Source organism: Parasphingopyxis lamellibrachiae (assembly GCF_003385775.1).
Taxonomy (GTDB): domain Bacteria; phylum Pseudomonadota; class Alphaproteobacteria; order Sphingomonadales; family Sphingomonadaceae; genus Parasphingopyxis; species Parasphingopyxis lamellibrachiae.
The window spans coordinates 1,590,699-1,607,958 of sequence record NZ_QRDP01000004.1; the positions used below are offsets into that span (position 1 = coordinate 1,590,699).

13 protein-coding genes are annotated in these 17,260 nt (G+C 61.9%); 6 read left to right on the plus strand and 7 right to left on the minus strand.

Going from position 1 to position 17,260, the window contains the following annotated elements; genetic code table 11:
* The first annotated feature begins 376 nt into the window (after positions 1-376).
* The 3 genes from DFR46_RS07935 to DFR46_RS07945 all read left to right on the plus strand — a co-directional run bounded on the left by DFR46_RS07935 (position 377) and on the right by DFR46_RS07945 (position 3,576).
* Positions 377-1,588: an acyl-CoA dehydrogenase gene (locus DFR46_RS07935; protein WP_245953748.1), complete on the plus strand. Its 1,212-nt coding sequence runs from the start codon at positions 377-379 to the stop codon at positions 1,586-1,588.
* Positions 1,588-2,778: a CaiB/BaiF CoA transferase family protein gene (locus DFR46_RS07940; protein ID WP_116235959.1), complete on the plus strand. Its 1,191-nt coding sequence runs from the start codon at positions 1,588-1,590 to the stop codon at positions 2,776-2,778. Before DFR46_RS07935 ends, DFR46_RS07940 begins: the two co-directional genes overlap by 1 nt.
* Positions 2,779-2,844: 66 nt before the next feature.
* The gene (locus tag DFR46_RS07945) at positions 2,845-3,576 is read left to right on the plus strand and encodes a TonB family protein (protein WP_116235960.1); all 732 of its coding nucleotides are present in this window, start codon (positions 2,845-2,847) and stop codon (positions 3,574-3,576) included.
* Positions 3,577-3,801: 225 nt separating this feature from the next.
* Here the strand turns inward: DFR46_RS07945 and DFR46_RS07950 are convergent, their stop codons facing one another.
* Positions 3,802-4,521 (minus strand): hypothetical protein, encoded by a 720-nt coding sequence (locus tag DFR46_RS07950; protein ID WP_211306395.1) that lies wholly within the window; start codon positions 4,519-4,521, stop codon positions 3,802-3,804.
* Between the two features lie 409 nt (positions 4,522-4,930).
* Between DFR46_RS07950 and hppD the strand changes: the two genes are divergently transcribed.
* Both hppD and hmgA read left to right on the plus strand, forming a co-directional pair.
* Positions 4,931-6,004: a 4-hydroxyphenylpyruvate dioxygenase gene (gene hppD, locus DFR46_RS07955; RefSeq protein ID WP_116235961.1), complete on the plus strand. Its 1,074-nt coding sequence runs from the start codon at positions 4,931-4,933 to the stop codon at positions 6,002-6,004.
* A 216-nt stretch (positions 6,005-6,220) separates the two neighbouring features.
* Positions 6,221-7,513, plus strand: a complete 1,293-nt coding sequence (gene hmgA / locus DFR46_RS07960) for a homogentisate 1,2-dioxygenase (RefSeq protein WP_116235962.1) — start codon at positions 6,221-6,223, stop codon at positions 7,511-7,513.
* A 78-nt stretch (positions 7,514-7,591) separates the two neighbouring features.
* On the opposite strand, the gene DFR46_RS07965 is transcribed toward hmgA, so the two are convergent.
* From DFR46_RS07965 to DFR46_RS07980, 4 genes are all read right to left on the minus strand, one after another.
* Positions 7,592-8,869: an MFS transporter gene (locus tag DFR46_RS07965; RefSeq protein WP_245953750.1), complete on the minus strand. Its 1,278-nt coding sequence runs from the start codon at positions 8,867-8,869 to the stop codon at positions 7,592-7,594.
* A gap of 43 nt (positions 8,870-8,912) precedes the next feature.
* Positions 8,913-9,998: an acyl-CoA dehydrogenase family protein gene (locus DFR46_RS07970; protein ID WP_116235964.1), complete on the minus strand. Its 1,086-nt coding sequence runs from the start codon at positions 9,996-9,998 to the stop codon at positions 8,913-8,915.
* Positions 9,999-10,082: 84 nt separating this feature from the next.
* Positions 10,083-11,402, minus strand: coding sequence for an amidase family protein (locus DFR46_RS07975; protein ID WP_116235965.1), 1,320 nt, complete (start codon positions 11,400-11,402; stop codon positions 10,083-10,085).
* A gap of 35 nt (positions 11,403-11,437) precedes the next feature.
* Positions 11,438-13,489: a 3-hydroxyacyl-CoA dehydrogenase NAD-binding domain-containing protein gene (locus DFR46_RS07980; RefSeq protein WP_116235966.1), complete on the minus strand. Its 2,052-nt coding sequence runs from the start codon at positions 13,487-13,489 to the stop codon at positions 11,438-11,440.
* 250 nt (positions 13,490-13,739) lie between these two features.
* On the opposite strand from DFR46_RS07980, the gene DFR46_RS07985 reads away from it, so the two are divergent.
* A complete protein-coding gene (locus DFR46_RS07985) occupies positions 13,740-15,431 on the plus strand; it encodes a class I adenylate-forming enzyme family protein (RefSeq protein ID WP_116237226.1) in 1,692 nt (563 codons plus the stop codon).
* Positions 15,432-15,464: 33 nt separating this feature from the next.
* Here the strand turns inward: DFR46_RS07985 and DFR46_RS07990 are convergent, their stop codons facing one another.
* Both DFR46_RS07990 and DFR46_RS07995 read right to left on the minus strand, forming a co-directional pair.
* The gene (locus DFR46_RS07990; protein WP_116235967.1) at positions 15,465-16,244 is read right to left on the minus strand and encodes a thioesterase family protein; all 780 of its coding nucleotides are present in this window, start codon (positions 16,242-16,244) and stop codon (positions 15,465-15,467) included.
* 51 nt (positions 16,245-16,295) lie between these two features.
* On the minus strand, positions 16,296-17,252 hold the full coding sequence (locus tag DFR46_RS07995) for an aldo/keto reductase (RefSeq protein WP_116235968.1): 957 nt from the start codon (positions 17,250-17,252) through the stop codon (positions 16,296-16,298).
* Positions 17,253-17,260: the final 8 nt, after the last annotated feature.

Sequence of the window (17,260 nt, forward strand, 5' to 3'; positions counted from 1 at the left end):
GTCAGAATTTCCTTAACAGGAAATCGCCGCACCAGCCCGCTCCCCCACCCGGCCTCCCATAGAATACACTGAGTGGGAGGCCGGGTGGGGGAGCGGGCTGGTGCGGCGCCTGAGCGAGGCGAAGGTCTGACGGAAATGGTCAAGCCACCATGGAAGTCCGGCCGGGTCGCATAAAACCGGAACATCCCATGATGGCTTGTGCCGAACAAATTCGCTCGATGCGCCCCTGTCCGGGTGAGACAGCTATTGCCCAGTTTCGATGAACGGAATGTGACGCACATCACCGATTTTGATGACATCGGGTTTGCGCCGATATGTCGCACTCCCCGGCCGGCTATGCTAATGCCCCCGCAAATCCATCCGAGGAAGCCAATCCGTGAATACAGAAACCGCCGTAAAACCCGCCGAAAAGAAGAACTTCACCTATCGCTGGGATGATCCGTTCCTGTTGGAGGAGCAGCTGACCGACGAAGAGAAGATGGTCTATGAAACGGCGCGCAATTATGCGCAGGAAAAACTTCTGCCGCGGGTGCTGACGGCAACCCGTGAAGAGCGTTTTGACCGCGAGATCATGACCGAACTGGGTGAACTCGGCCTGCTCGGCGCGACAATCGACGGCTATGGCTGCGCAGGTGTTTCCCATGTCGCCTATGGCCTTGTCGCACGCGCGGTCGAGGCGGTGGATTCCGGCTATCGCTCAGCGATGAGCGTACAAAGCTCGCTCGTCATGCACCCGATCCATGCCTATGGCTCCGAGGAACAGCGCGAAAAATTTCTCCCCAAGCTGGCGACCGGCGAGTGGGTCGGCTGTTTCGGCCTGACAGAGCCGGATGCGGGATCCGATCCGGGCGGGATGAAGACGCGCGCCAAATCGGTCGATGGCGGCTATTCGCTGTCCGGCGCGAAGATGTGGATCACCAATTCGCCGATCGCCGATATCGCGGTCGTCTGGGCCAAGGACGATGACGGGGTAATCCGCGGCTTCATCCTCGAACGCGGGATGGAAGGTTTTTCCACGCCCAAGATCGAAGGCAAGATGAGCCTCAGAGCCTCTATCACCGGCGAGATCGTGATGGACGAGGTTTTCGTTCCGGAAGAGAATCGCCTCCCCAACGCCAAAGGCCTTGGCGGCCCGTTTGGCTGCCTCAACAAGGCGCGTTTCGGTATTGCCTGGGGCGCGATGGGCGCGGCCGAGGATTGCTGGCACCGGGCGCGAACCTATACGCTGGACCGCAAGCAGTTCGGCCGCCCCCTTGCCGCGACCCAGCTTGTCCAGCTCAAGCTTGCCAACATGCAGACAGAGATCGCACTCGGACTCAACGCCGCGCTGACCGTGGGGCGCAATATCGATAACGGCACATGGGCGCCCGAGATGGTCAGCCTGATCAAGCGCAACAATTGCGGCAAGGCGCTCGATATCGCCCGCAACGCGCGGGACATGCATGGCGGCAACGGCATCGCCGACGAGTTCCACGTGATCCGCCATCTCGTGAATCTCGAAACGGTGAACACCTATGAGGGCACCCATGATGTCCACGCCCTGATCCTTGGCCGCGCGATCACCGGCATTCAGGCTTTCAGCAGCTGATGCCCAAAGCCCTTTCCGGCGTCCGCGTCCTCGACCTCAGCCGTATTCTCGCCGGTCCCTGGGCCACACAGATGCTGGGCGATCTGGGCGCGGATATCATCAAAATCGAAAAGCCGGGTGTGGGCGACGATACCCGCGGCTGGGGGCCGCCCTGGCACGGCGACGGCGAAGCGCGGACGGCCGGCTATTATCTCGCCGCCAATCGCAACAAGAAATCGGTCGCCATCGATATCGCCACGCCGGAAGGTCAGAAACTGATCCGCGATCTTGCGGCGCAAAGCGATATTGTGGTCGAGAATTTCAAGCGAGGTGGCCTTACCAAATATGGCCTTGATCATACGAGCCTCAAGGCGATCAACCCCAAACTTGTCTATTGTTCGATCACCGGTTTCGGCCAGGACGGCCCGGATGCGGACAAGCCCGGATACGATCTGATGATCCAGGCGATGAGCGGCTTCATGTCGATCACCGGCGATGCCGAAGGTCCGCCACGCCGCATGGGTGTCGCCATGGTCGATCTCACGACTGGCATGAACGCCGCCGCCGCGATCCTCGCCGCCCTTTACCAGCGCGAGAAAACGGGTGAGGGCCAGCATATCGATATCGCCCTGTTCGATGTCGCCATGTCCAGCCTCGGCAATCAGGCGCTCAATTATCTCGTTTCCGGCGACACACCGGGCCGCACCGGCAATGCCCATCCCAATGTCGTCCCCTATCAGCCGTTCGAGACCGCCGATGGCTGGATCATCGTCGCGGTCGGCAATGACAGCCAGTTCGCCCGGTTCGCGGCGCTGACTGGCGAGGGTGGCATGGCCGAAGACGAGCGCTACCGGACGAACGCGGCGCGCGTGGAAAATCGCGACAGCCTGATCCCCCCGCTTGTCGATGCAATGCGAACCCGGACCAGCGCCGAATGGACCGCGGCGCTGATCGAAGCAAAGGTGCCGCATGGCCCGATCAACACGATCGAACAGGCCTTTGCCGAACCCCAGGCCACACATCGCGGGCTGAGCCGAGAAATTGGCGGCATTCCGCAGGTCTCCAGCCCGCTCCGGTTAGAGGCTTCACCAAAGGACGGCGCGACCCCGCCGCCCGCGCTGGGTGCGGATACCGATACGGTGCTCGAAGAGCGGCTCGGCCTGTTGGGCGATGCGCGCGCTGCGCTGCGCGACGAAGGCGTGATCGGCTAAATCTGCGGCGACCGCTTCTCAGCGGATATCAGCACAAGTTCAGCTTCTTCCTGCGATACGATCCGCATGGCCATTGAAAATCTCTCGAGCCGTAAGCGGCTGAGCGCGATCGCGAGTGTCATCCTCGTTCATCTGCTGCTCGGCTATGCGCTGCTGACAGGCCTGGCGATGGATATCGTCCGCGATGCTGGCGAGCGGCTCAATATCGTCGAGATGCAGGAATTTCGGCAACCCGCACCTCCGCCCGAAAGCACCCAACCCCCCGATCCCGAGGAAGAGGGCGGCGCGGCTCCGCCCGATCTACGCGCCGAAGCCACTCCCATAGTCGCGCCGGACCCCGTGATCCAGCTGCCCACCCCGCCGACTATCGCCGCATCGCCAGACCCCAATCGAAGCGCAGCCAATACGCAGGGGGCAGCCGAAACGCCCGGCGTGGGAACCGGCGCAGGCGGCGAAAGCACGGGTACGGGCAGCGGCGCTGGCGGAAACGGCCCTGGCGGCGGCGCTCTGGTCTCCCGCGCCCGGCGGATCGCAGGCTATATCACCCCGCGCGACTATCCCCGAGCCGCCCGCCGCGCCCGGGCCGAGGGCACCGTCGGCGCTCGCGTGTATGTCGGCAGTGATGGCCGCGTCACCCGCTGCGAAGTGGTCAACAGCAGCGGCAATGCCGATCTCGACGCCACGACCTGCCACCTGATTCGCGAACGCTTCCGCTACGAACCCGCGATGAATGCGCGCGGACAGGCCATCACAGATGTCGCGGGCCGCGAACAACGTTGGTGGCTCGGGCGGGATTGAGGGCATTGTTTGCTAGAGGCTCAGTTTGAACGTCCGCAATGGGCGGAAAGCAGACTTTCCGACCAGGACTATCCACATTTGGCCATTTTCTTGTCCAGACATCGCTTCAGCTGAATGCCGATGCGATGCCCGAATAAGTTCTGGTGATTGGTTCCCTGGCCGGAGCTGCCGCGATCAGAGTTGGAGTCGCTATTACTATCCGTGACGCCCCTGCTACCGAGGATGCTACCTGCCGCGTCCACGGCCTACCAGATCGGCATAGCTACCGGTATCGCTGTCGGTAACGCCGCCCCGACCGCCACCACGTCCACGGCCTACCGGATCGGCATAGCTACCGGTATCGCTGTCGGTAATGCCGCCACGACCGCCGCCGCGTCCACGGCCCACCGGATCGGCATAGCTACCAGTATCGCTATCGGTAATGCCGCCACGACCGCCGCCGCGTCCACGGCCTACTGGATCCGCATAGTTGCCGGTATCGCTGTCGGTAATGCCGCTGCGACCGCCGCCACGGCCACGGCCAACCGGGTCGGCATAGTTGCCGGTGTCGCTGTCGGTGATGCCGCTCCGGCCGCCGCCACGGCCACGGCCTACCGGATCGGCATAGTTGCCGGTGTCGCTGTCGGTAATGCCGCTCCGGCCGCCGCCACGGCCACGGCCTACCGGATCGGCATAGTTGCCGGTGTCGCTATCGGTAATGCCACTGCGACCGCCGCCGCGTCCGCGGCCAACCGGGTCGGCATAGTTGCCGGTATCGCTGTCGGTAATGCCACTGCGACCGCCGCCGCGTCCACCGCCTATCGGATCGGCGTACCTGCCGGCGTCGCGGTCGGTGACCTGGTATCCTCGCGGATGGGCGCATCCTGCCACAGCCCCCAATGCGCCTACACCAACTGCGGCGCCGACCCGTCTCAAAAACAATCGGCGATCGAGTTTCTTACTCATCAAGCCCTCCCCAAAATGGAGTTACGCGCGCCCTGCCATTGGGTGTAATGATCGTACATGAACGTGTCAAAAACACTATCTAAATGATAACAGATCGCATTTCTGCGTCTTTCTCTGTGCCGGCGTTATTTTGGGAAGCGGAACGTCCGCAATGGATCGATAGCGGACATTCAAACTGAGTCACTGGCCTCCACCTCACACCTCCTGACAAACCCCAAAATTTTCGCTATACTGCGCGTCATGAACCGCATTCTCTATTCCATTGCCTATTGGACGGTCCATCGGCTGAGCCGCTCGCTCGCGAGCTAGCTCCGGCGCGCGCCTCTGCGCGCACTCCCACGCCAGCGGGCGAGACGCCCGGAAAAGGCTGGCGATATGCACCTCCGATCGCTTTTACAGGAATAGTTTTATGACCGAGACACCCGAAAACCTTATGGGCCTTAATGGCTTCGAATTTGTCGAATTCACCGGCCCCGACCCCGATGCGCTGGCCGATCTCTTCACCCGGATGGGCTTCACCCATATTGGCAATCACCGCAGCAAGAACGTTCGCCGCTATACGCAGGGCGACATCAACTTCATCCTCAATATGGAGCCGGACGGGCAGGCTGCGAAGTTCCGCGAGGAGCGCGGTCCTTCCGCCAACGCGATGGCCTTCCGCGTCGCCGATGCGCACAAGGCGCTCGAACTCGCCGTCGAACGCGGCGCAACGCCGGTCACCGGCAAGGTCGGCCCGATGGAGCTCAACATCCCGGCGATCGAGGGCATTGGCGGGGCCAACCTTTATCTGGTCGACAAGCCCGGTGCGGCGACCATCTATGATATCGATTTCGAGCCGGTCGAAGGCGCGGTGGCGGAAGCGAACAGCGTCGGTCTGCACACGCTCGATCATCTGACGCACAATCTCAAGCGCGGACAGATGGATGTCTGGTCCGAATATTATGAGCGCATCTTCAATTTTCGCGAAATCCGCTATTTCGACATCGAAGGCGCGCAGACCGGCCTCTTCAGCCGCGCGATGACCGCGCCTGACGACAAGATCCGAATTCCTTTGAACGAAAGCCAGGACGAACATTCGCAGATTGAGGAATTCATCCGCGACTATAAGGGCGAAGGTATCCAGCATATCGCACTTTCGACTGACGATATCTTCGGCACCGTCGATGCCTTGCGCGAGCGCGGCGTCCGCTTCCAGGATACGCCCGACACCTATTACGACCTGCTCGACGAACGCCTTCCCGGCCATGGCCATGACGTGGAAGCGATGCGCAAACGCAAGATCCTGATCGATGGCGCGCCGGAAACCGGCGGCGGTCTGCTCTTGCAGATCTTCACCGAGAATATGGTGGGGCCGATCTTCTTCGAGATCATCCAGCGCAAGGGCAATGAAGGCTTTGGCGAGGGCAATTTCAAGGCACTGTTCGAGAGCATCGAGCTCGACCAGATCAATCGCGGCGTGATTCCGGCGAAAGAGGAAGCGTAACGCCCTCCCTCTCCCCTTGTGGGAGAGGGTTGCGCAGACTTGGCGCCCCTGAGCTTGTCGAAGGGTCGCCTAGTCGGAGCTGGGTGAGGGGTAATCGCTTTCATGGAAAGCGCGCGGAGCAAAGCTCCGCTCACCCTCATCCAACTGCGCCTAAGCACCTGCGGTGCCAAGGCTTTATATCCTTCTCCCATCGAGGGAGAAGGAAGGAGACGGCGAATGACAGACTTCAAATACCAATCCGGCTTCGGCAATGAGTTCGCGACCGAGGCTGTCGCGGGCGCATTGCCCGAGGGCCGCAACAGCCCGCAACGCCCTGCTTTCGGCCTTTATGCCGAACAGCTCTCCGGCACGGCCTTCACCGTGCCGCGTGACCGCAATCTCAGGAGCTGGCTCTACCGGATGCGGCCGAGCGCCATGCATGATCGCTTCGAACCCTATCGCGGCGGAGAACGGATCGAGACCGCGCCGATATCGGGCGTGACCTTCGAACCCAACCGGCTGCGCTGGGATCCACTGCCGACGCCCGAGGCCGAGCTGGACTGGGTCGACGGGCTCGTCACCTGGGCCGGGAATGGCGCGGCGGACAGCCAGGCCGGGATCGGCATTCATCTTTACGCGGCCAACCGGTCTATGGAGGGCCGCGCGTTCTTCAACGCCGATGGAGAGATGCTGATCGTTCCACAAATGGGCGCTCTGCGGATCGTAACCGAAATGGGCGTGCTCGACGTCGCGCCAAACGAGATCGCCGTCATTCCGCGCGGCCTGAAATTCCGCGTGGATCTCACCGATCGCGAAGCGCGCGGCTATGTCTGCGAGAATTACGGTGCGCCGTTCCGCCTGCCCGATCTCGGGCCGATCGGCTCCAACGGTCTCGCCAATCCGCGCGATTTCCTCAGCCCTGTTGCGGCATTCGAGGATAGCGACGAACCCGTCGAACTGATCCAGAAATTCAGCGGCGGTCTATGGGTCACAACGCTCGATCATTCGCCGTTCGACGTGGTCGCCTGGCACGGCAATCTCGCGCCGGTGAAATACGATCTCGCCAATTTCAACACGATCGGCTCGATCAGCTTCGATCATCCCGATCCGTCGATCTTCACGGTGCTGACATCGCCTTCGGCAAGCCCCGGCACCGCCAATTGCGATTTCGTGATCTTCCCGCCGCGCTGGCTGGTCGGCGAAGACACGTTCCGCCCGCCCTGGTTCCACCGCAATATCATGAGCGAGTTCATGGGGCTCGTTCATGGCGAATATGACGCCAAGGCCGGCGGCTTCGCTCCGGGCGGCGCGTCACTGCACAATTGCATGAGCGCGCACGGGCCGGACAAAACCTCGACCGAAAACGCGATGGTCACCGACCTGAAACCGCAAAAGGTAGACGATACCATGGCCTTCATGTTCGAAAGTTGCCTGCCGATCCGGCCGACCCGCTTCGCCATGGACACATCCCTGCTGCAGACAGGCTATGACGAGTGCTGGGCTGGATTCGACAAGGCGAAGCTGCCTTAGACCACTCCATTTCGTCAACGCTAAACCCGTCGGAGCACCGCACAAACGCTTTGACGGGCTCAGCACGAGCGCGGGAGTTCAGGCACGCGTTCGGGGATCGCGAACGAAACCTATCATCGCAATGAGCGCGGCGAGGATCAGGCCGATCGAAATCCAGAACAGCGGGACATAACCGAAGGACGCCGCGATGAGGCCGCCCGCGAGTGGCCCAAGCGCCGCCATACTCGTTTCCGCCGTTGTCGATAGCGCGAGCCGCATCGGCAGGTCTTCCCGGCTACCGAATTCGAGCACGATGGTCGTCGCGCTCATCATATAGCCGGACATGGACGCCCCGATCCCAAGAAAGGCGATGAAGATAGGTATCGGGCCATTTGCGACGAGCAGCAAAGCGAGCGCCGCAAGCCAGACCAGCAAGGCGAGGATCATCGTCAACCGATAGCCGCGCCGATCCCCCAAATGCCCCCAGAGCAGGTTCGAGATGGTATCCGCGCCGAGAAACGCGACCGTCAGCAGTCCAAGCGCCGCCCCGCTCAATTCCATCCGGTCGGCTGCGTAGAGAATGTAGAAGGGCATGGATATCCGGGCGGCAACCGCAAAAAGCTGGGCAATCACGAACCAGCGATAATCGCGGTCGGACAGCAATTCCGGAAAGTCGCGAAGCCGTTCCCGTATCGACATTTTCGGCCGCACCGTCGGCGGTTCGGGCTCGCGCACGAAACGGTAAAGGACGTAGAGGCCGATACTGGTCAGAACGAAGCAGAGCAGGAATGTCGTCGCATAGCCATTGCCAAGCGTTTCATGTTCGATGAACCAGGCGCCGGCAAAATAGGAAAGCAAGGCCGCGATCCCCGCACCGGCGACATTGCGATAAGCCTGCAGGCGCCCGCGCCGAGCAATCGGAATAACCTTTGAAAGCAGCATCTGGAAAGCAACGCGCTGCTGCCCCTGGAAAAAGCCCAGCAGAAAAAGGAACAGGAATGTCGCGAACAGAAGGAGCGAACCGGTCAGGAAAAAGCCGGCAAGCGCCAGGCCCAGTATCTGCACGCGCATGGCGATGCCGATCTGGATCGCGCGCGGCATCACACGGGTCCGGTGCTCGAGATTGGACGCGCTGATCATGGGCGAAACGGCGGCCCCGGCCTGCAACAGCCCCTGTCCCAGCCCGACAAGAGCGTTCGAGCCGGTCAGCGCAAACAGATAGGCCGGCAGGAAAGTCGGCGCCATCAATATGCGAAACCCTGTCATGCCGAGCATGCCATGGGCGAAATGCGCTACATAGTTGGCGCGGAGATTGTTCTCGACGAACTGGTCATATTCGGCTTCCCGCCGCGCCAGATCAGCCGGACCGTCGCTCACGGATGACGGCGGAGAGGCGGGTGGCGGAGAGGCAGTCGGACGATCAATAGCTGTTGAGCTTGGCGAATCGCTCGCGGTGGTAGCCGGATCCGCCCCACTGGCTTTCCAGCACGCGGGCGCGCTTGAAATAGAAGCCCGCGTCATGCTCGTCGGTCATGCCGATGCCGCCATGAAGCTGAATCATCTCATGCGTCAGACGGTGGACCGTATCGTTTGCGGTGGCCTTGGCGACGGCAACCGTCTCAGCGGCGCTGCCAATATCCGTATCGAGGGCCTGAAGGGCGGCCTCGACGGCCGAACGCATCATCTCCAGATCGCCGAACATCTCGGCCATCCGGTGCTGGAGCGCCTGGAAGCTCGAGAGCACCTGCCCGAACTGGACCCGCGTTTTCAGATAATCGTTGGTGGTTGCGAAAGCCTGCACGGCAAGCCCGAGCATCTCGGCACAGGCAATCACACGAGCGCAATCGAGAACCTTGCCACGCAGATCGTCTCCCCCTTCGGCGAGCCGGGAATCATTACCGATCGCGACATCGTCGAACGCGATTTCTGCATGGCTGCGGGAGTCGACAACGGCGCGCTTTGCCCGCGACACGCCATCCGCATCGCCATCCACAAGGTAGAGCCCGTCTTTTGCCGCCACAACAAACAGGCTGGCACTATCGCCCTCGGCGACAAAGGCCTTAGCCCCGTTGATCTTGCCGCCTTCCACTACGGTTTCGATTTTCTCGGGATTATGATGCGCGCCTTCGTCGATGGCCAGTGTCGCCACAAGTTCGCCGCTGGCGATTTTAGGCAGGTATTTGGCTTTTTGCGCATCGGACCCGCCCAGTATGATGGCCATTGCCGCCGTCGAGCTTGCCGCCAGAGGCGCCGCCGCAACGTTGCGGCCCAACTCCTCGAGAACCAGCCCGAGACCGGCAAAACCGAAGTCGCTGCCGCCAAATTCTTCGGGAATGATGATTCCCGTCCAGCCCATCTCGGCCATCTGCGCATAGACGGCAGGATCATAGCCTTCGGCATGGCCGGCATCTCGCGCCTTGCGGAAAGCGGCGACCGGATTTTCCTTGTCCGACCATTCGCGCGCCATATCGCGCAACATCACCTGTTCGTCTGTAAGACCTACCATTGCTATCCTCTTTCGCTCGCCATCGGGGCGCCGTTGGTTTCCGTTAACGTCAAGCATAGTCGCGCGACTATGGCAAGGGGAAGGCTAGGCCAGTTCCCCGATCATGCGGGCCAGGGCAACCACTGTCTGGTCGGCGTGGAAATCGCCGATGATCTGGAGCCCAATGGGCAGGCCGTCCGCATCTTCACCGATTGGAGCGCTGGCGGCAGGCAAGCCCGGATAGGTGGCTATGCTGACCCAGCCGAACTGCTCGCCGAACGGGCGTTCCTCGCCATTCACGACCAGCTTGCGTTCGCCCATCGGCACCGACGAATGCGGAAATGCGGTGGTGCCGGCATTGGGGCAGAGGATCGCGTCGAATTCGCCGAACAAGGCGCGGAACTGGCGTTGGGCCCGCGCCTGCTGGTCGAGGATGTCCATCCAGCCGGGGAAATCGGGCAGCGGATAGTCCGATGCCGGATCGCGGGCGGCCAGCACCGTCAGCAGCATATGGAGATATTGGCGATGCAGAGCGGCAAGATCGGGCAGCAGGTCGCTCTGCCGCGTAACCGCTGCGCCCGCGCGCTCGCAGCGCTCCACCGTCTCATCAATGGCTGCCGCAATCGCATCGTCGACAATCGCGAGGTCGCTGTCTGTCACGACGAGCAGGCGGCACTCATCCAGGTTCTTCCGCCGGGTTCGCGGCAGCGCGATATCCGATGTCAGGTCCAGCGCCAGAGCCAGGTCAGCGGCGCTGCGCGCAAGCGGCCCGGTGACCGAGAGCGGAATATCGGCGCCATCCGTGCCAGGGAAGAAATGGCCTTCGAGCGGCACGACGCCATAGCTCGGCTTGAGCCCGTAGACGCCGCAAAAATTGGCCGGAATGCGGATCGAGCCGCCAATATCCGACCCATATTCAAGCGGCACCATTCCCGCGGCAAGCGCCGCCGCCGAGCCGCCCGACGAACCGCCAACGACCCGCGAAAGATCGTGGGGATTGCCGGTTCGGCCATAGACCGGATTTTCTGACTGCCAGTCGGCCAGCATAGGCGGCACATTGGTTTTACCAAGCAGGATAGCGCCGGCCGATTTGAGGCGCTGGACCACGAGCGAATCCTTCTGCGCAACGAAGTCCTTCGCCGACTCAAGACCCCAGGTCGTTGGCAGGCCAGCAACGTCGTGCGATTCCTTGATCGTCATCGGCACCCCGAGCAGCGGTTTCGTCTCACCAGCGGTGTTTGCCTTGTCAGCCGCGCGCGCTGTTTCGCGGGCCCGGTCGAAATCGCGAACGACGACCGCATTGATGTCGCCATCCCGCTCTTCGATCCGGGCAATTGCCGCTTCGCATTCCGCTTCCGCGCTGGATTCGCCTCTGGCGATGGCCTGGGCGGTTTCGATGGCGGTCTTCTCGCTGACGCTAATCATGGCATTCTCCGGGGAATCGTTGAGACTGAAGGCCGCTAGTTAAACCGCTCGCCTTTCTCCGCCTTATCCTTCAGCAGTTGCGACAGGCGGAAATTCTCGCCCAGTCGCTCCTTGTGCTTTTCAAGGCCGGCAACGACCGTGTCCAGCCCGATCGTATCGGCCCAGAACATCGGCCCGCCCGTATAAAGCGGCCAGCCATAGCCGTTGATCCAGACGACATCGATGTCGCTCGCCCGCTGCGCCATGCCTTCCTCCAGGATCAGCGCGCCTTCGTTGACCATCGGATAAAGCAGCCGCTCGCGAATCTCTTCCTTGGAGATATCGCGCTGTTCGACGCCCTGCTTCTCTGCGAAGTCTGCGATCAGCTTTTTGACATCGTCGGACGGTGTACGCTGCCGCGCCTCGTCATAGTCATAAAAGCCTGCCCCGGTTTTCTGGCCGCGCCGGTCCATCGCGCACAGCGCGTCCCGGATGCTTTCGATCCGGGTCGGGTCGCGGTGCCAGCCGATATCGAGGCCGGCAAGATCGGACATCTGGAACGGCCCCATCGGAAAACCGAAATCGAGCAAAACCTCGTCGACTTCCCAGTAATTGGCGCCTTCCATGATCAGCGCATTGGCCTGCCCTTGGCGCGGGCTGAGCATGCGGTTGCCGATAAAACCGTCGCAAACTCCGGCAACGACGGCGATCTTGCCGATCTTCTTGGCCAGCTTCATCGCCGTGGCGAGCACCTGATCGGCGGTCTTTTCGCCGCGCACCACCTCCAGCAGCTTCATGACATTGGCCGGCGAGAAGAAGTGCAGGCCGAGAACGGCTTCGGGACGCTTGGTCGCCGTCGCGATCTCATCGACATTCAGATAGCTGGTGTTGGAAGCAAGGAGCGCACCCTGTTTCACCACCGAATCCAGCTTGGCGAACACCTCTTTCTTCACGTCCATATTCTCGAACACGGCCTCGATAACCAGGTCGCAATCAGCCAGATCGTCATAGTCCAGGGTCGGCGTCAGCAGGCCCATCGCCTGCTCAACCTGTTCGGCGGTCATCCGTCCACGCTTGGCCGTGCGTTCATAATTGGCGCGCATCACGCCCGTGCCGCGGTCCAGCGCCTCCTGTTCCATCTCAAGGATCGTCACCGGGATACCGGCGGAGAGGAAATTCATCGAAATGCCGCCACCCATCGTGCCGGCCCCGATCACGCCAACCTTTCTGATCGGCAGAAGTTCGATATCCCTGGCGATGCCTTCGATCTTGTTCGCGGCGCGCTCGGCGAAGAAATAATGACGCATGGCGGCCGATTGCGTGCCGCCCATCAACCCCATGAACAGCTCGCGCTCTTTCTTGACGCCGTCTTCATAGGACATCTCGCCGGCAGCTTTCACCGCCTCGATACCGGCGGCCGGTGCGTCGAAACCGCGCAGTTTGCGGCCATGTTTGGCGCGGAACTCGTCGAAGATCGCCGGATTTTCGACGCCATCGCGGTTCGCTGTGCCCTCGCTCGAGCGCGGCACGGGCTTATCCGTCTGCGCGCGCGCAAAGGCGACCGCTTCTTCCGCCAGACTCTCTTCGCCGACGATCGCGTCGACCAGCCCGATGGCTTGGGCCTTGCTGGCCGCAATCGGATTGCCGACGACAACCATCGGCAGTGCGGCCTCCGCGCCTACGACCCGCGGCAACCGCTGGGTACCGGCGGCACCGGGAATGAGCCCGAGCTTGACTTCAGGCAGGCCGAGTTTCGCGGAGGGAACGGCCACGCGGTAATGGCAGGCCAATGCAACTTCGCAGCCGCCGCCGAGCGCCGTGCCATGAATGGCGGCAACCACGGGCTTGTCGCTCGCCTCGATCGTATCGAGCACATCGCCCAGCCCCGGCCCCTGCGGCGGCTTGCCGAATTCGGTAATGTCCGCACCGGCAAAAAAGGTCCGTCCGTCACAGCGAATCACAACCGCTTTAACACTGTCGTCGCCAAGCGCTTCCTCGATACCATCGGCCAACCCCTGCCGGACAGCCTGGCCCAGCGCATTGACAGGCGGATTGTTTGAAATGATGACGAGCACATCGTCATGACGTTCGGTGGTGATCACTGACATGGGGAATTCTCCGCTAGCGTTTTCTTTCGCTTGTCGCGCATCGACCGGGGGGCTGGCAAGGCTGACGTTACGTAAGGGGAAGCCGCCCCTTGTGATTAGGCGCTTCGCCTCATAGCAAGAGCAAAAGCCAGAAGCCGGGGAATCGCAAATCCACCGGCCATTCCTTTTGGAGAGAATTTACGTGACCGAGATCAATCTGAATCCCGACCATCCCGACTGGCCTGTTGTCTCCCTCGCGAGGGCCAATGCGATGCTGACCTCCGAAGGGAGTCCGTTCGAGACAGAGGTGGTGGAGATCAACGGCCGGCCGACGACAGTCTGGAAGAGCATCCCGCCCACCTTCGCCGATTTTGCCCGGCTCGCTCGCGCTGCCTTTGGCGACCGTGAGTTCATCATCTTCGAAGACGAACGGGTGACCTATGACGCCTGGTTCCGCGCGGCCGCAACGCTGGCGCATAAGCTGCGCGAAATGGGCGTCGAAAAAGGCGATCGCGTCGCACTTGCTGCGCGCAACCTGCCGGAATGGCCGGTGGCCTATTTCGCCACGCTTTCGCTCGGCGCTATCGCGGTTCCGCTCAACGGCTGGTGGACGGGCGGCGAGCTCGAATATGGACTGACGGACTCCGGGGCCAAAATTCTTATTGCCGATGGCTCGCTCTATCAGCGGATCAAGCCACATCTCGAAAACCTGCCGACACTCGAGAATATTATCGTAACGCGGCCCGCCGGCGATCTCGATCAGGGGGTTATCGCCCTCGCCGATCTGATCGGAACGAGCCATGAATGGGCAGGCCTTCCCGACACGGACTTTCCCGAAGCCGATATCGGCCCGGAGACCGACGCGTCCATTCTCTATACGAGCGGCACGACCGGCCAGCCCAAGGGCGCGGTCGCAACGCATCGCAATTCGCTGACCAACCTGCTTTCCTCCGCCTATGCCACCACGCGCGGCGCGCTCCGGCGCGGTGAGGAGCTGCCGCCGCCCGGCACGCTGCCCGATCCGATGACGGTGCTGCTCGTCATCCCGCTGTTCCACGTTACCGGATGCACCGCCATGATGGGCCCGGTGATGGCCGGCGGATCGAAACTGGTGCTGATGCGCAAATGGGACACCGTTCGCGCGATGGAGCTGATCGAGCGCGAGAAGGTCACGCTGACTGGCGGCGTCCCGACGATCGCCTGGCAGATTCTCGAACACCCCGACCGGGACAAATACGATCTTTCTAGCCTCGACAGCATCACCTATGGCGGTGCCCCGGCATCGCCCGATCTCGTCCGCAAGATCAAAAGCGATTTCAAATCCTCGCCAGCCATGGGCTGGGGGATGACCGAAACCTCGGGCACGGTGACCGGCCACAGCGCCGAGGACTATCTCAACCGCCCGGACAGCTGCGGCCCGCCCGTTCCGGTCGCGCAGCTCAAAATCATGTCGGAAGACGGTACGCGGGAGTTACCCGTAGGAGAGATCGGCGAACTCTGGGCGTTTGGCGCGATGGTCGTCAAAGGCTATTGGAACAAGCCGGAAGCGAATGAGGAGGCCTTTGTCGACGGCTGGATCCGCACCGGCGATCTTGCGAAACTGGACGACGAAGGTTTCTGCTATATCTGCGACCGGGCCAAGGACATGATCATCCGCGGTGGCGAGAATATCTATTCGAGCGAAGTCGAGAACTGCCTCTACGATCATCCGGCCGTAACCGATGCCGCGCTGGTCGGTATTCCGCACAAGCAGCTCGGCGAAGAACCTGCCGCTGTCGTCCATTGCGCGCCCGGCCATGAGGTGAGCGAGGCCGAGTTGCAAGCCTGGGTCGCCGAACGGCTGGCCAAGTTCAAGGTGCCGGTGAAGATCGTCTTTGTCGAAGAAACGCTGCCGCGCAACGCGAACGGCAAGATCCTGAAAAAGGATCTGCCGAAACTCTATTTTCCGGAGGCAGCAGCCTAGGCCATCAAATCGGCGGTGCTGAAATGCGGCGACTTAGCTGAACAGCGCGACGCTTTGCATCCCGGCAAGCACGGCGGTTCCGTCCGTCGACCACAGGCCCATTTGCTGGCTGCTGTTGCCGTGGCGGACGAGATCCGATTCCGTGCGCAACAGCCACCAGCCGTTTTCAGTCACCGGCGCGGGCTCAAGGATACTGGCGAACCAGTTGATTGAACTCACCGGTGCACCGCGCGACTGCAGCGCCACAGCCGCCGGGGGCAGCGCATCGCCCATCACCATCATCTCGATCATCGGATCGATCCCGTCGCGTTCGGCAAGGCGCAGCCAGCGCGTAAAGCGCGGTAGGCCCTCGGCATCCGGATTGCGGCTTTCCCGATATTCGAAATGATGGGTGAAAAATTCGGGCGGACCGGAGCGCAGGGCGTCGTCGGGCGGCGGCGGGCCGATATTGGGCGCGTCGTGATGCGCATAATCGACCTCGGATTCCAGCGCCTGCATGAACACGTAAATCGCGCGCAGCCCCAGCCCTTTGTCGGAGTGGATGTCGGACTGGATAAAGGCCGCCGTCCGCCCGCGCCGCAGCAATTTGGTTGTAACGGTCACTTCGCCGGCAAGCGGGCCAATAAACGATATCTGCGCAGAGCGGAGGGGCGGAAGATCGTCGGCGGACTGCTGCGCGGCATGCAGACCAAGCGCAGCGCTGAGCCCGCCATAGGCCGTACGGCCCTGCATCCAGGTCGAGGGAATCTCGACGGTGTACCCTTCGCCGGCAGGCGCGAAACTCTCGAGTATTTGTTGGAGATTGGTTGGCATATTCTGGTCTCTGCATATTTCGTAGGTCGAAAGCTGGGCGGTTTTTTCCGGTTAAGGTCGCGGGATCGCCGCGACGATCGCTTCCGCCTGGGCGAAAAGTGCCGGATCGATCTCAAGGCCGCTCGCAGCGGCATTGTCGTCCAGCTGCTCCGGGCGGCTCGCCCCGACAATGGCCGATGCGACATTGGGCTCGCGCAAGACCCAGGCCAGCGCGAACTGCGCCATGCTGCACCCGGCTTCTTCGGCCAGCGGCCTGATCCGGTCGACGGCGCCGATCACCTCGGGTCGCATCAGAAGCTCCATAAAGCCTCCCATGGCATCACTCGCCGCGCGGCTGTCTTCTGGTGGAGGAGCGTCGGCGCTATATTTGCCCGTGAGCACACCCTGCCCCAGGGGCGACCAGACAATCTGGGAAATTCCATTGTCCACGCAAAGCGGAATGACGGCCTTTTCCGGCCTGGGCCAGAGAAGCGAATATTGCGGTTGGCTGGAGACGAATTTTTCAACGCCCGGCACCATATCGAGAGCCGCCTGGATCTGATCGGGCTCCCATTCGGAAAAGCCGATATAGCGCACCTTGCCCGCCTGCACCGCCGCCGTCAGCGCGGCCATTGTTTCCTCCAGCGGAGTATTCGGGTCGTAGCGATGGCACTGATAGAGATCGACATAGTCTGTGCGCAGCCTTTCAAGAGACGCATCAAGCTGCTTCTCTATCTGCGCGCGCGAAAGCCCCTGATCTTCCTCGGCTTCCGACATTCTTCCCCAAACCTTGGTGGCAAGAACATAGCTGTCGCGCGCCCGGCTTTGCAGAGCTTCGCCGGTCACCAGCTCGGATGCGCCGCGCCCATAGACATTTGCCGTGTCGATGAAATTTATCCCGCGATCGAAGGCGCGGTCGATACAGGCAATGGCAGCATCTTTCTCAACCCCCACACCTGTGGTGAGCCAGGTGCCAAAAGCAATCTCGGATACTTCGAGATCGCTCGATCCCAATTTGCGATATTTCATGCTTCCCA

Coding starts and splice junctions, on each gene's coding strand:
- DFR46_RS07940 (WP_116235959.1), top strand. CDS start 1,588: ATGCCCAAAGCCCTTTCCGGCGTCCGCGTCCTCGACCTCAGCCGTATT.
- DFR46_RS07945 (WP_116235960.1), top strand. CDS start 2,845: ATGGCCATTGAAAATCTCTCGAGCCGTAAGCGGCTGAGCGCGATCGCG.
- DFR46_RS07950 (WP_211306395.1), bottom strand. CDS start 4,521: ATGAGTAAGAAACTCGATCGCCGATTGTTTTTGAGACGGGTCGGCGCC.
- hppD (WP_116235961.1), top strand. CDS start 4,931: ATGACCGAGACACCCGAAAACCTTATGGGCCTTAATGGCTTCGAATTT.
- hmgA (WP_116235962.1), top strand. CDS start 6,221: ATGACAGACTTCAAATACCAATCCGGCTTCGGCAATGAGTTCGCGACC.
- DFR46_RS07970 (WP_116235964.1), bottom strand. CDS start 9,998: ATGGTAGGTCTTACAGACGAACAGGTGATGTTGCGCGATATGGCGCGC.
- DFR46_RS07975 (WP_116235965.1), bottom strand. CDS start 11,402: ATGATTAGCGTCAGCGAGAAGACCGCCATCGAAACCGCCCAGGCCATC.
- DFR46_RS07980 (WP_116235966.1), bottom strand. CDS start 13,489: ATGTCAGTGATCACCACCGAACGTCATGACGATGTGCTCGTCATCATT.
- DFR46_RS07985 (WP_116237226.1), top strand. CDS start 13,740: ATGCTGACCTCCGAAGGGAGTCCGTTCGAGACAGAGGTGGTGGAGATC.
- DFR46_RS07990 (WP_116235967.1), bottom strand. CDS start 16,244: ATGCCAACCAATCTCCAACAAATACTCGAGAGTTTCGCGCCTGCCGGC.
- DFR46_RS07995 (WP_116235968.1), bottom strand. CDS start 17,252: ATGAAATATCGCAAATTGGGATCGAGCGATCTCGAAGTATCCGAGATT.